The sequence below is a fragment of the Bacillus cereus group sp. BfR-BA-01360 genome, from assembly GCF_022663595.1.
Taxonomy (GTDB): Bacteria; Bacillota; Bacilli; order Bacillales; family Bacillaceae_G; genus Bacillus_A; species Bacillus_A cytotoxicus.
In genome coordinates this window covers 122,354-136,215 of record NZ_JAKUFV010000009.1, presented here as the reverse complement: position 1 = coordinate 136,215, position 13,862 = coordinate 122,354, and the positions used below count along the sequence as shown (strand labels likewise).

The following is a 13,862-nucleotide window of genomic DNA, read 5'->3' as shown; positions in this document are numbered from 1 at the left end:
GTACACGGATATCCTTTGCCAAAAATCACAATCACCTAGCTCTCTTCAACAAAAAAGAAACAGACTTCCTGTTTCTTTTTTGTTGCTTTCTATAGCTTAGTACCTTTATATTTTATAATGTTGAATAATTGAAACAGAGGGGAAAACATATGAGAAAAAAAGTCATGATATCTTTAATGTTAATGACGTTTCTTTCCGCTGTGGAAGGAACGATTGTCAGTACAGCGATCCCTCGCATAACAAGCGACTTATCCGGCGTCGAACTTGTTAGCTGGGTATATGCCATTTATATGTTAGCAACAGCAGTTTCCACGCCAATTTACGGAAAGCTAGCAGATTTATTTGGTAGAAAAAAAGTACTTCTTATTGGTGCAACAATTTTCTTAATCGGTTCTGCGCTTTGCGGAGTTGTTACATCAATGGAACAATTAATTATTTTTCGTGCACTTCAAGGTATCGGAGCTGGCGCTGTTATGCCAATTACGATGACAATTATTGGAGACTTATATAGTGAGGCAAAGGAGCGTGCAAAAGCACAAGGTTGGATGAGTGCTGTTTGGGGTGTTTCTGGTGTTGTTGGGCCATTAGTGGGCGGCTTTTTAGTGGATTCCCTTTCGTGGCGCTATATTTTCTTCTTAAATGTGCCATTTGGAATTCTTGCCTGCTTCATGATTGTAATTTCCTACAAAGAATCTGTTCAATCAGCAAAACATCATATCGATTACACTGGGGCAACGATTTTTTCACTAGGTACAATCGCTTTACTATACGCACTTTTAACAGGAAGCAGTAAGCAAAACTGGGGAGATATCACGATTATTGGCCTACTAATCGGTGCCGCTATTGCATTTATTCTTTTCTTATTTATTGAAAAGAAATCTCCTGAACCATTAATTCCTTTAACACTTTTTTCGAACCGCACATTATCAACGGTGAACCTATTAACACTTATTGCAGGTGCAATGATTATTAGTATTACGATGTACCTTCCGATTTGGAGCCAAGGTGTATTAGGCAAAAATGCAACAGAAGCTGGACTTATTTTAATGCCAATTCCTGTTTTATGGACGTTTGGTTCCATTTTCTCTGGCAATTTAGTTGGTAAGTTACAAACGAAACAAATTATTTTAATTGGAGCTAGCATCTTATCCGTTGCTACATTCCTATTATTTACGTTATCAACTCATTCACCATCATTTCTTATTTATATAGCGGTAGGACTGTTCGGTTTAGGAATGGGACTTATTACACCGATTTATATGGTCACAATCCAAGCAGCCGTTCCTGCTCATACACGAGGTACAGCAGTTGGTTTAAATACATTTATCAATACATTCAGCCAAACATTAGGAGCTGCGATCTTTGGAACTATTTTTAATACTATGATCCATAAACAAGGAATCCAAAATGTTAATCTCGTCTCAGGCGGACACGGCGGAGCAACAAATATAGTAACAAAGTCACAGGAAGCACTAGCTTCTAGTGTACACGTTATTTATATGAGCACTTTCATATTAGCGGTGTTTACATTCATTATTGGTTGGCTTCTATTAAAGCCAGCTCCGCAAACAAGTAAATAATAAAGCGAGGATGACCTTCTGCGGTCATCCTCTTTTTACTGAAAGTACCCTATTACTCTTCATTTTCAACTATATATTTCAGCATGGACAATTTGTTATTCCAAAATTGTTCATAATACGAGGGCCATTCGCGTATTTCAGCTAACGGTTCCGGATGCAAACAATATATTTTTTCTCGTCCGCTCTTTCTCCCGCTTACTAAATTTGCCTCTGAAAGAATATGAAGCTGCTTTACCACAGCTGTTCGGCTTATCGAAAAGTGAGCAGTTATTTTCGAAATTGACAATTCTTCCTCAGTTAGTAAACGAAGGACTTCTCGGCGTGTTGGGTCAACAATCGCTTGAAATACATCATATTTTGCCGCTGCGGAAGACATTTATCCCTCAACAACTTTTTTCAGTTTTTCATTTACAATCGCTACCCAGCCACCAGCCATTCTATCACGAATAACAGATACTTTTTCATTTGCTTTCGCAATTGTCTCCTCAGGTTGTTTCCATCCACTATGAATAAGAGTAAATTCTGTTTTATCTCCTAAGTCTTTCAATATAAATGAAACGATCCAACCATCTGTATCCCATGAAAAAACGACACGATTCGGTTCATCAATTTCTAATACTTTACACGGTGATGGCCCAAAAGGCGACTGTACATAAAACTCATGTCCCACCTTTGGTTCAAAGTTATTTGGCATAAACCAAGAGGCAATCCCTTCAGCAGTGGATACTTTATCCCATACTTTTTGAATTGGTGCATGAAAAATAGCGGTCTGTACAATATCTTGTACCATATCTTTTTGTTTCATTTTCTCTCTCCTTTATTTCACTTCAAAACGTAACACTTTTTCGTTTCATTTTTGTACAATATAACACCTTTTAGGGGCACGGCAACGATTCCTTCTTTTTGGGGCCACTCATACCCAAAATTAGAATTCAAAGGGTATATGCCTCTGTTCAAATCGTTTTAATTATATTAACTTAAAAAACAAATAAAAAGACATCTTTTGTGCCTTTAATTTAGTTACCCAATGAAAATTCCTAATTAGATCTAGATTCCATTAGAAATTCTAAGAGTAATTTTTTTAATTCATATTATATTTATAACAAATTTATAAATTTTTAACTAAAAAGACAACAATATTATGTAAAATATGTATACTCCATACAATCCAAAATGCTGAAATTTTAGTATGTCCATTTTCTTTTTTCTTTGTATAAGTCCAATAAGAGTATGCAAATACCCATCCCATAATTCCAGCATATAACATATAAGTATAACCAAAACTATGGCTCAATCCAAATATACAAGCTGAAATAAAGATAATTGATTTGTTATATTTTTCAATACCAGGGATTAATTTCAAAATCCAAAATATAAACATTTGATATAGAACTGTTTCTAATAAAGGTGCAATGATTATACCATCCACTATTTGAATCGATAAACCTTCATCTTCAATAGAATTTTGTTGTATGCCACCTGGTATAAAGCTGGTTGGCATTGGTAACAAGAAAGATGCAAGAGTCATGATTAGAATAAACCATAGTGGTTTTAAATGGTATAAATAATGTTGTATCTTCTGGATCATTGATATACTCTCCTATTGTACATTTATAAATATACTATCTATTAATTTTTATAAGACAGTTTGTAAATCTAAGTACGACAGTTCCTCTCGAAACGCTTCGTAGGCCGTTTTCCACTGTAAACATTTTCTGGGTCTATGATTTATAAGAAGTAGTGCTTGATTCAATTGTTCTTGTGAAACAAGGCTCAAATTTGTTTTTTTCGGATAAAACTCCCGTAATAGGCCGTTTGTGTTTTCGTTACTTCCTCGTTGCCAGTAAGAATAGGAATCGGTAAAGAACACTGCGATTTTCAAATCTTTTTCCACTCGTTGATAACGCGAAAATTCTTTTCCTCTATCAACTGTAGCTGTTTGTAAGGCAGTGGCTGGATACATGGAAGCCATTTGTTTGATGGCGCATTCCATAGATTCCGCTGTTCGATCTGGAATCACAATCGCTTGATAATACCGTGTTTTCCGTTCTACAAAGGTCGCAAAACATCCTTTCCTTTTACCACGACTTGAAACGATCGTGTCCATTTCCCAATGACCAAATGTTTCTCGTTTCTTTACTTCAGAAGGCCGTTTTTGAATAGATTTCCCTATATTGAAACGTCCGCGAGTTTCTCTCGGTTTTTGGCGTTTCCCCTTTTGTCTTAAGACAGAAAGATCCTTTGTAAATAACTTTCCTTGATACAGCCAATTATAGATAGTTTTAAAGGATAAGATACCTTTTAGACAACCGTACTGGATTTGTTCGGGCGACCAAGTTGCATTTCATTTATCTTGAATTTGTTTCACCAGTTCTAAAGACCATTTTCCGGTTGACTTACAGTTTTTACGACGCTTCACATATTTTTCTTGTGCTTTTTCACTGTAATATTCGCCGTCTTCATGAGTATTTCTTTTCAATTCTCGTGCAATAGAAGAGTGATGACGCTTCAGAATGGCACCAATTTCTCTAGTTGAATGACCTAATTTATGAAGTGCTTCTAGTTGTCCAAGCTCATACCCGTCCTCCGTGTAATTTGTGGTGTGGTAACTTCTATTTTACACGAAACGAGGTGAGCTTTTTGTTTTTTCTAAGTGTCGCACTTAATAATACAATCCGTCATAAAAATAAAATTAAATATTTGATTTCATTTTAATTACTTCTATAAATTCTTCAATATTCTGGTTCAATATTTGTCCAAACATTATATATTCATCTTTGTAGTAAATTATTATTTTCTTATCAAAGATTTTTCTCTTTTTTTCTATGGATAAGATTTTCTCATATTTGAATTCTTCAATTAATTCATTTTTAAAATGCATGGATGCTTGTCCATAAAATATAATTCTTTTATTAGTTGCAAGCAATATTCCTGGACGTGGAGTATTATTCGTAACTATGTAACCAGTTACTGAACATGTTAAAGTAGCTAAAATATTTTCCTGATCATCTAATAATCTTTTCGCTTCTTTTAGAATTTTGTTCATATTACATTATCCTTTTTAATTTTTGTTAAAAATAGCTCTATATTTTCTTTCAATATGTTTAAATGATGGCTTAGTTCATTATTTATGTTTTTATCTTCAATTGCGGAAAATAAACGAAAAGCTTTTTGATAATTACCGATTTGGAGATATGTCATCCCTAATATTCGATATACATGATCCCCCTTAGTATTAATCGTGGAATATGGAAAGTCTATAGACTTTATATGATTCAAACAATCTTCTACAAAATAATATCTTTGTGATAAGTTGCTACTCATTTCATTTAATAACTTATAATACCAACCATCTAGACAATATGGGTATAAAGAGATTAATTTCTTTATAACAGTGTCTAGTTTATCCAACTTGTTATTTTCACTATAAATTTGGGCAAGTAAAAGTAAGGAGTATAAATGATATTGCTCTGGATTGTTATCATAATTATGATACTTCATTCCATTATTAATTATATCAATAACTTCTTTATCTCCGTAACCACCAAAATTTTTTTCACGTGCTAAAAAATAATACCCTCTAATATTATCAGGTTCGATTTGTATCATTTTTTCTTGTAATTTTATATTTCTATTTAATTTATCTTTTGTTTCTATAACCTCGGATGTGTATCCATCATGATGAATTACAAAATCTGTCATTATATGAAATAAATCCTGTCCTCTTTTGTTTATATCGTATCTCAATTCTTCATGGATGAGCCCAAAAAATTGTAGCTGATCTTTCTTTTTTAGTATTCTCTTTGTAAACTCTAATTCTGTATTATCATGATTTATTATTTTGGGACTTATTACTAATGGAGATATAGGAAAATCATAAAAAACTTGTAAGAATTCTTTCAAATCCACTTGATTTCCTAATAAAAATTCATCTGCGTCGATTTGGATTATCCAATCACCAGATGAATAGTCAACTAATGTATTTCTGCAAAAAGAAAAATCCTCTTTCCATTGTACAGTATGCAATGTTACTTCTGGAAATGACTTGATTATGATATCTCTTGTCTTATCTGTGGAACCACTATCTAAAACTATAATTTCATCTGCTAAATATTTTATACTTTCAATACATCTTGCGATACATCTTTCTTCATTTTTAGTAGAATCTTTAAATGGAATTTCAACTGTAAAATCTTATAACGCTGAAAAAGAAGTTTTTTTTCAAACAGAAAGGCGATTTGTAAATTTATTGAAGCATGTATTTAAAAGAGGATTATTATCCAATCTACAAGGTTCTATTAAAATGGGAATTGAATTAATTGGGGGTACGGTAATACTTTGGATTGGAGCCATGCAAGTATTACAAGGAAACATGACGATTGGCGAATTAATTACATACAATGCACTTCTAGCTTATTTTCTAAATCCTATTGAAAACTTAATTGGGATTCAACCTGTTATGCACTCTGCATTAGTTGCTGGAGAAAGGCTAAATGAAATATTTGACTTAGATATAGAAAAAAATGAACGGGAACAACATAAAGCATCTCCTAACCAGATATCTGGAAAAATAGAATTTTCAAATGTCACATTTCGTTATGGAGTACGTAAAAATGTGTTAAACAAATTAAATTTTTCTATTAAACCAGGCAATCAAGTAGCATTTGTAGGGGGAAAGTGGTTCAGGGAAAACAACAATCTCAAAATTATTAATGCATTATTATGAGCCTCAACAAGGTGATATATATTATGACAATTTTCATATTAAGGAGATAAATCGAACTGCTTTACGAGATCGGATTGCCTATGTTTCACAAGAATCGTTTTTCTTTAGTGGCTCTATTTATGATAATTTGAGATTTGGACTAGATCGACCGGTTACACTAGAAGAAGTCATACAAGTATCTAAACAAGCTTGTACCCATGAATTTATTAGTGAATTGCCGTTACGTTATGAGACTCGTTTAGAGGAGAATGCTTCAAATTTATCAGGAGGACAAAGACAGCGATTGGCTATTACAAGAGCATTGTTGAAAAAACCAGATATTTTAATTTTAGATGAAGCAACAAGTAATTTAGACTCTACAACAGAAAAACATATTACAGATATGTTAAAAAGACTAGGCTCTCAAGGGATAACTGTAATTATGATTGCACATCGATTAAGTACAATTCAACATGCAAATCAAATCTGTGTAATGGAAAAAGGGAGTATTATAGAACATGGTTCTCACGAAGAATTATTGTTCCAGAAGGGTGAATATTATCGTCTATGGAAAAATCAAACAGTTCATGTAGAACATATTGAAGCTGAATATTCTGCAATGAGGGGTGTTCAATATGAGTAAGATTTATAATCTTGATCAATTAACGGATAGTGTAGAGTTATTAGAAAAGACCCCCCCTCGTTTTATTACTTGGTTACTAGGAGTTCTTTTTTTGACTCTTTTAGGGTTTATAATTTGGGCTTATGTGGGTAAAGTTGATATTGTTAGTAAAGGAACAGCCATTGTACAAGGGAAATCTGATATGAGCACAATTAGAACACAAATTGTCGGTGTTATAGAAAATATTTCTGTTCATTCGGGTGATGAAGTGAAAAAAGGTGACATTTTGATTCAATTAAAAAACCAGGAATTATTAGATAAACAAAATCAATTTAAACAAATTGTTAAACAATTAGAAAAACAAAAAGAAATGTTAGAACAGTTAAGAAATAGTATTCAATCTCACAGGTTATCTTTTAATGATAGCGTTGATGAAAAAATACGTGAAGAATACAAAGCATATGAGCAAAACTATCAATCTTTACAAAATGAAAAAGAGAATGAGATACAAGAGATAGTTAATAACAAAATATCAGATGAACAAGATGAATTTTTACAAGGATTGATTGTGGAAAAAGAAAATATTCAACGAGAAATCAAATCTGTGAAAAAACAAAAAGATAAAGAACATATGTTAGATGAACAAAAACAAGCTTTAGATGATAAAATTGAATCCTTAGAATCTCAACAAACTAGTATAGATAAAAGAATAAATCAAAGAAAAATAACATTAGAAAGTGAAAGAAAAAAACTTGAAACAATAAAAGAAGGAAAACAAGAGAAAAAAAAGATTCATTAAATCAATATATACAAAACACCATTGTCTCTGTAAATCATCGCATCCAGTCTGTAGAACAAGAGATTTTTGTTAAAAAACAAGAGTTAGATGGATTGCGTAATCAAAGTCAAATGACGGTTGTGAAGGCTCAAAAAGAGGGAATTGTACAATTCTCTTCAATTCTACAGCCTGGTGATTTGATTAATGCAGGACAAGAATTAGTTTCAATAATTCCAAAAGAAAATGAAAAAAAATAAAAATATTGTTACCAGCCCAAGAAATGAAAGGTATTAAAATAGGAGACAAAGTACAGTATTCATTTAAATTAAAGAAAACTGATAAGCAAATAGGAAAGGTAACTTATATATCAGCAAATCCTATCTTTGATAAAGATACAAAAACGTATATGTATGAATTAGAAGCAACAATTAATACGAAAGAATTAATTGAACTATATACAGGGATGGTAGGTTCTTCATCTGTAGTAATTGATGAAGAACCTATTTGGAGGGTTCTACTGAGAAAGCTAGACCTTATTTCAGATTAAATTTAATCAAGCTCTCATAAAGACCTCTCCATTAAGTTAAGAAACAGTCAACTAGTCAACTATTTCAAATTAGAAGTAGTTGACTGTTTTTTTATCAGAGTGTTTTTTGCAATACCAAAGTGGTTCTTACGGACTTTTGGTGAATTGCTCTTTTGTGTACTACATTGATATAATAAAAGAAAAGGAGTGAACCATGATGTACCCTATCTGTTGGTTAAGTCCAGATCCTTTTCTCGAATTGATAGATGTATCTACAAAAGACCGTCATCTTCGTTTCATTGTAAAAAGTAATCGTATTTCCGCAAACTGTCCATCTTGTCATTCTATTTCTTCTCGTCGTCATAGTCGTTATACCCGCCTTATACAAGATCTTCCTATTACAGATCAAACCGTCATTCTTCTTATTTTACACAAGTGGTTTTGTAATAATTCTTGTTGTTCTATTAAGGTTTTTACAGAACAATATGAATGGGTAGCCCCCAACGGACGTCGCACACTTCGTGCAGAAAAAGTTTTACGAAAAATTGCATTTTCTACAAGTTGCTTAACTGGAGAGAAAGTTGCTCGTGCCATATATCTTCCAATCAGTCATGATATTGTTCGTAAAACTCACATAGGTACAAAGGTGTCTCCCTTTCATTGGTGTAGATAATTTTGCTTTCCGTAAAGGACGGACATACGTATGGGACACTTATTTGTGATCTACGTCATCATAGACCATTAGCGCTATGACCGAATCGTTCTCCTGAAACACTAACGGAATGGCTGAAACACCATCCTCACATTCAAGTCGTGAGTCGCGATGGTTTTACAAGTTTTCGGCAAAGAATTTCTAACGCGAATTCTTCTATTCTTCAAGTATATGATCGCTGGCATTTTATTAAAAATGCTAGGAAACATTTAGATACGTTCCTCTTGTCAGCCGTTCCTTCTACTATTACTTGGAATGAACCTTCATCTATTTCCATTGAAACAGCGTTAACAAAAGCAGAAAAAATAAAACTCATACGCAATGGGACTTGATTCAAGAAATAAAGGAAGCCCATCGCTCCGGGAAATCTATCAATTCCCTAACGAAAGAATATCATTTAAATTGGAGAACAATTAAAAAATACATAAAAATGATGACTCCACCTACTACCAATCGTTGTCGCATCAGTCCAGCTCAAGGGTATCTTGAATCTATTATTCGTCTTGAAAAAGAGGGAAAAACACTTAAAACGATTGATCCACTTATCCGTAAGAAGGGGTATAACGGCACCTTTTCGGCTGTGCGCACACTTGTTGAAGGGATAAGGCGCAAACAGAAACATGCTAATTACCCATCTCCTACCTATCAAATAGCTAGAAAACGTCTTGCCAGATGGTTTTGGATTCATCCCAATCATCTGAATACCTCAGAAAGAAGGGATTTAGAGCGGTGTTTCGAAAAATATCCTAATCTCCAAACTGTTTATGAAGTCATACAAGAGTATCGTGCAATGATAAAACAATCTGATTATGAAGGATTTTTGCAATGGCTAAGAAAACAACTTTCCCATAAAGAACAACCCTTTTATTCATATGCCCGTCATTTACGCAACGATTTACAAGCCGTGAAGCATGCCTTTCTTCTTCCCTATAGTAATGGCTTGTTAGAAGGACAGGTAAATCGCTTGAAATCAATCAAACGAATGTTGTATGGGCAAGCTGGTTTAGCTATATTGCAAAAACGCATGTTATATAAATTCTGATTTATTATTTTGAAAGAATAAAATTTTATACGGTAACAACGTTATATGAGATTTCACCAAATCTGCGTAAGAACCACTTATTAAACTTACGCACTTTTGGTGAAGGAATACAAGAAATGGCATAGTAAGATAAAAAGGAGAATTCCATTTTATGCATATTGTTATTCCTTCATTTGAAGGTATTGAACTTATGTCTTCGTTTCAAGCGGCCCACACTCATGTTTATATCCTAAAATCCATCTATAAATCATGCCCCTGCCCTTCTTGTGGAAAGATTTCATCACGAGTACATAGTCTTTATACACGTTTTGTTCAAGACCTAGCTATTCAACAAACATCTATTCACCTACAATTACAAGTAAAGAAATTCTTTTGTGATAGCCCAGCATGCTCGACACGGATATTTACCGAGCGATTCGCATGGCTTCAATCATATCAACGAAAAATTATAAAATACAATCATCTAATTGCAAATTGTGTCATTTTTTATAACGTCTTTCAACTCACTCATATCCTGCATGAATACATCCAAGAAGGAAATGAATTAGACGAAGAAGTGCTATCTGATTTGAGCCCATACCTTGCCTTCCATATAAATCGATTCAGGAAATATGGATTGGACGATAATCGTCAACCACCCGATATCAAATTTGATATGGCCATTTCACCTAATGGGTTAAAAGCTGCAAATTAAACAAAAATAGCCACAATCTATTTATAAATAGACTGTGGCTATTTTAAGTGGACCCAAAAGAAGGAATCGTTGCCGTGCCCCTTTTAGTTTCATGTCAACAATATGCATTCTAGACTGTTGAGAAATTCACAACATTTTTTCAACAGGACAAACACACTCTCAACATTTCCTCATAATATGCTCACAAAGGTAAATAAAAAAGAAAACCTTCACGCATCATTTACGATGCGTGAAGGTTTTATCTACCTTACTTGCTTTTAGTCTCTCCTCCTTCCCTTGAGATTAATAAGCAAACAAATATAAATTGTGAGGTATGTCCACAACTTATATTGCTCTATGAACAGGTAGTACTTCCTCAGCATTTTAAACATGACAATGTGGCGAGAATCTCCCTCTACTACTTGTTCCCTTTTTTCAATCAGCTATAAAAAATTACTGTAAAATAAAGGAGAGGAAAGTTATGTACTACTGCATTAGTTGTTCTGAAATCCATCTAAAAAAAAGTAACAATGATAAAATATTTAAAAATGGTTTTTACATCGATCCTTTTTTAGGTGAACGTTATCACCTAGGTATGTGTAAAAACATACATGATGCCAAAGCTGAGGAAGTTGTTCTACCAGAAGCGAATACTAAAGCAGCTCCATCTATTATGAATACTTTGCCAACACATGTTCTCCCTACTTAAAAACATAAAAAAGAGCTGGAAAACTCCGGCTCTTTTTTATGTTTTATAGACGATCATTGCAGAAAAACAATAAATTTGATTTTCATCATCATTAATTGAAACCCCAACTTGATATTTAATATCTATCAGTTGTTCATCATTCAATTTCTTTAAAAAAACATTCACAGCATCTTCTAAATCTTTTTCATGACTTTCGTCAAATACTTTAACGCGAATCATTTGAACACCATCCTAGATCGCAGCTCTCCGCCACTAATTGATTGCCACGGTGCGTATCTATGATGCGATAAAATTTTCCACCTTCATGTACATATCCGTCTTCTAACACATACTGTTTTTCTTCATTATTGACATAAAATTTACCTATCATAAATTTACTTGTATATAACTCCAAGTAATCTGCTTTAAATTTCGCTACTACATGATTTGTAATATCGATTTTAATTGTGCGTCCCACCTTTTCTCCCTCCTTTAACAAAGAACGGATTTAAGTATATTGTATTAACGATTTTACATTTTATGCTTCCTTTTAAGCGGATATGCCCTGTATTTTCACCATGATATCCTCACTCTGTCTCTTCTCATCCCCCTCAAAAAAACAACGCCTTCCTATTGACCAACAACTAACCGATATGGTATTATATAAAATTTGACTTTTTAAACCTCCAGATGTTATACTAAAACTAGTTACAACATCTGGAGGTGGATGATTTGTTTCAAATTGGTGATAAAATTGTTTACCCTATGCATGGAGCTGGAATCATTGAGGCCATTGAAGATAAAGAAGTGTTAGGCAAGACACGTCAATATTGCGTTATACACATGGTGATTAGCGATATGCAAGTAATGATTCCTATGGATAAAGTTCAAGATTCTGGCATACGTTATGTCGTAGATCAAACAACATTAAATCACGCTTTAGTTGACGTTCATAACGGAGCCCCAGACAAATCACTGTCATGGAAACAAAGATATACATTAAATATGGAAAAGATGAAAAGCGGTGATTTTGTAGACGGAGCTGAAGTCGTACGTGATTTACTCCACCGCAATAAAGAAAGAACATTAAATGCGAGTGAAAAACAAATGTTAGACAATGCACGCAGAATCTTAATTAGTGAAGTAGCACTTGTTCAAAATGTTTCTGAAAATCAAGCAACAGATTTCTTACAAAACACGATTAATCATTAATAAATACACATCTACAACGCAAACATAGTCAAACGCTTTTTTTTTGCGTAAAAATTATTGCTAATTATAAATATCCTAAAGTTTCAGCTTAGAAAAAAGAAGAGACGCCTAGATGGGCGTCTCTTCTTTTTTTATAAGTTTATACATAATCTACATTTCATAAAACGTTACATTTTCAATCTAATCATTGATGAAAAATATTGAGCAGTTTCAGTATACCATCACGATCAATTATAGCTCTATGCAATGTTGCATATAAAGAAAACTTGAATCAGTGTAGCTTTCTTTATTCCCACGTAAGACTTCATCTATCTTCCTCGCTTCTCTCTCAATCTTGAGATGGGAGTCTTACTACTCTAAAATAGCGGAATAAACTGATAAATATTGTATATAGATGCTTCCAACGATTAATACAAAATGTTATTTCACTTTATAATATTGTATTCTTACCCTTTTGCAATTCCTAGCATAATTCCAGCTCCAATAATGAAAAGAATCCCAATGATAATAGCAATAAATTGACGCTTTGTCTTCTTTTCACCTAATATAAAAATTCCACCTAAAGTTGAAATCACAATTCCCATTTGTGAAAGAGAAAAACTAGTTGCTACTCCTACGCGTGGTTGTGAAATAAATAAAAACATATTTCCAGCTGCCCAAATTAGACCTGGAATGATATTTCGAATCGCATATTTATTAAATGGTTTATGCCGAAATGTTAATAAAATACCCCCTATTACCATTCCAATTGCTTGCGGCAATAAAGCCGACCATCCATTTACATGGAATAGGCGTATAACTACGACATATACCAAATACCCAAAAGTTGAAACAAGTAAAATCATAATTCCTTTTTTAAAAGTTCCTGCTTGCGCTTCATTCTTTTCTTCTTTACTCTGAAGTGATGTCAACACAATCCCAACAATGATACAAATGATTGCTAGAATACCTAATACAATAGATACAGTTGTTGACCATTCACGAAAAATTAAAACGCCAAATAAAGTCGTCGCGACTAATTGCATCCCTGTTGAAATCGGCATTGTTTTCGAAACGCCCATTAAATCAATACTTTTTAATTGATTTGCTTGCCCAAGCGCCCAAAATAAGCCCGATACAATTCCTACACCAATCACTACCGGCGTTATTACTGGTTGTACAAAGATATAAATACCTATTGAAAAAATAAGTGCACCTAATGTTGTTCCGAACGTTTGGCTGTAGGGGCCTCCACCAAGTTTCACATTAAAAAGTACAATGCTTCCCCAAAATAAAGCAGGTAAAATCGCTAAAAAGATATCCATTTTCCCAAACCTTTCTATGC

The 13,862-nt window shown here is 33.4% G+C and carries 15 protein-coding genes and 3 pseudogenes; 9 read left to right on the top strand and 9 right to left on the bottom strand.

Annotated elements, in window-relative coordinates; all coding sequences use genetic code 11:
• Positions 1-149: 149 nt before the first annotated feature.
• Positions 150-1,580 (top strand): MDR family MFS transporter, encoded by a 1,431-nt coding sequence (locus MR056_RS11140; RefSeq protein ID WP_012095832.1) that lies wholly within the window; start codon positions 150-152, stop codon positions 1,578-1,580.
• Between the two features lie 52 nt (positions 1,581-1,632).
• Here MR056_RS11140 and MR056_RS11135 read toward each other — a convergent pair whose 3' ends face one another.
• From MR056_RS11135 to MR056_RS11110, 6 genes and pseudogenes are all read right to left on the bottom strand, one after another.
• Positions 1,633-1,956: an ArsR/SmtB family transcription factor gene (locus tag MR056_RS11135; RefSeq protein WP_012095833.1), complete on the bottom strand. Its 324-nt coding sequence runs from the start codon at positions 1,954-1,956 to the stop codon at positions 1,633-1,635.
• Positions 1,957-2,385, bottom strand: coding sequence for an SRPBCC family protein (locus MR056_RS11130; RefSeq protein ID WP_012095834.1), 429 nt, complete (start codon positions 2,383-2,385; stop codon positions 1,957-1,959).
• Positions 2,386-2,688: 303 nt separating this feature from the next.
• Entirely contained in the window at positions 2,689-3,168 is a 480-nt protein-coding gene (locus MR056_RS11125; RefSeq protein WP_012095835.1) for a CPBP family intramembrane glutamic endopeptidase, read from the bottom strand.
• 48 nt (positions 3,169-3,216) lie between these two features.
• Positions 3,217-4,155, bottom strand: a pseudogene (locus tag MR056_RS11120) (IS30 family transposase); the annotation flags it as partial.
• Positions 4,156-4,272: 117 nt separating this feature from the next.
• Entirely contained in the window at positions 4,273-4,626 is a 354-nt protein-coding gene (locus MR056_RS11115; protein WP_012095836.1) for a PH domain-containing protein, read from the bottom strand.
• A complete protein-coding gene (locus MR056_RS11110) occupies positions 4,623-5,699 on the bottom strand; it encodes a tetratricopeptide repeat-containing glycosyltransferase (RefSeq protein WP_237701338.1) in 1,077 nt (358 codons plus the stop codon). Before MR056_RS11110 ends, MR056_RS11115 begins: the two co-directional genes overlap by 4 nt.
• Before the next feature lie 25 nt (positions 5,700-5,724).
• Between MR056_RS11110 and MR056_RS11105 the strand changes: the two are divergent.
• The 7 genes and pseudogenes from MR056_RS11105 to MR056_RS11075 all read left to right on the top strand — a co-directional run.
• Positions 5,725-6,928: pseudogene (locus MR056_RS11105) on the top strand (peptidase domain-containing ABC transporter); the annotation flags it as partial.
• Positions 6,921-8,232, top strand: a pseudogene (locus MR056_RS11100) (hemolysin D). The pseudogenes MR056_RS11105 and MR056_RS11100, both read left to right, overlap by 8 nt.
• Positions 8,233-8,425: 193 nt before the next feature.
• Complete coding sequence (locus tag MR056_RS11095) at positions 8,426-8,884, top strand: transposase family protein (RefSeq protein ID WP_012095838.1); 459 nt, start codon at positions 8,426-8,428, stop codon at positions 8,882-8,884.
• A 140-nt stretch (positions 8,885-9,024) separates the two neighbouring features.
• Positions 9,025-9,255 carry a hypothetical protein gene (locus tag MR056_RS11090; RefSeq protein ID WP_012095839.1) on the top strand — a complete coding sequence of 77 codons (231 nt, stop codon included), beginning with the start codon at positions 9,025-9,027 and terminating at the stop codon, positions 9,253-9,255.
• Positions 9,252-9,965 carry a transposase gene (locus tag MR056_RS11085; protein ID WP_012095840.1) on the top strand — a complete coding sequence of 238 codons (714 nt, stop codon included), beginning with the start codon at positions 9,252-9,254 and terminating at the stop codon, positions 9,963-9,965. The genes MR056_RS11090 and MR056_RS11085 overlap by 4 nt, the downstream gene beginning before the upstream one ends.
• A 151-nt stretch (positions 9,966-10,116) precedes the next feature.
• Positions 10,117-10,659 carry a Tn3 family transposase gene (locus MR056_RS11080; protein ID WP_012095841.1) on the top strand — a complete coding sequence of 181 codons (543 nt, stop codon included), beginning with the start codon at positions 10,117-10,119 and terminating at the stop codon, positions 10,657-10,659.
• 460 nt (positions 10,660-11,119) lie between these two features.
• Positions 11,120-11,347, top strand: coding sequence for a DUF3973 domain-containing protein (locus MR056_RS11075; RefSeq protein WP_012095842.1), 228 nt, complete (start codon positions 11,120-11,122; stop codon positions 11,345-11,347).
• A gap of 36 nt (positions 11,348-11,383) precedes the next feature.
• Here the strand turns inward: MR056_RS11075 and MR056_RS11070 are convergent, their stop codons facing one another.
• Together MR056_RS11070 and MR056_RS11065 are read right to left on the bottom strand one after the other, a co-directional pair.
• On the bottom strand, positions 11,384-11,566 hold the full coding sequence (locus tag MR056_RS11070; protein ID WP_012095843.1) for a sporulation protein Cse60: 183 nt from the start codon (positions 11,564-11,566) through the stop codon (positions 11,384-11,386).
• Positions 11,553-11,804 carry a DUF2553 family protein gene (locus MR056_RS11065; protein WP_012095844.1) on the bottom strand — a complete coding sequence of 84 codons (252 nt, stop codon included), beginning with the start codon at positions 11,802-11,804 and terminating at the stop codon, positions 11,553-11,555. The genes MR056_RS11070 and MR056_RS11065 overlap by 14 nt, the downstream gene beginning before the upstream one ends.
• A gap of 254 nt (positions 11,805-12,058) precedes the next feature.
• Here MR056_RS11065 and MR056_RS11060 point away from each other — a divergent pair, with 254 nt between their 5' ends.
• Positions 12,059-12,538: a CarD family transcriptional regulator gene (locus tag MR056_RS11060; protein WP_012095845.1), complete on the top strand. Its 480-nt coding sequence runs from the start codon at positions 12,059-12,061 to the stop codon at positions 12,536-12,538.
• Positions 12,539-12,984: 446 nt separating this feature from the next.
• Here MR056_RS11060 and MR056_RS11055 read toward each other — a convergent pair whose 3' ends face one another.
• On the bottom strand, positions 12,985-13,842 hold the full coding sequence (locus MR056_RS11055) for a GRP family sugar transporter (RefSeq protein WP_012095846.1): 858 nt from the start codon (positions 13,840-13,842) through the stop codon (positions 12,985-12,987).
• Positions 13,843-13,862: the final 20 nt, after the last annotated feature.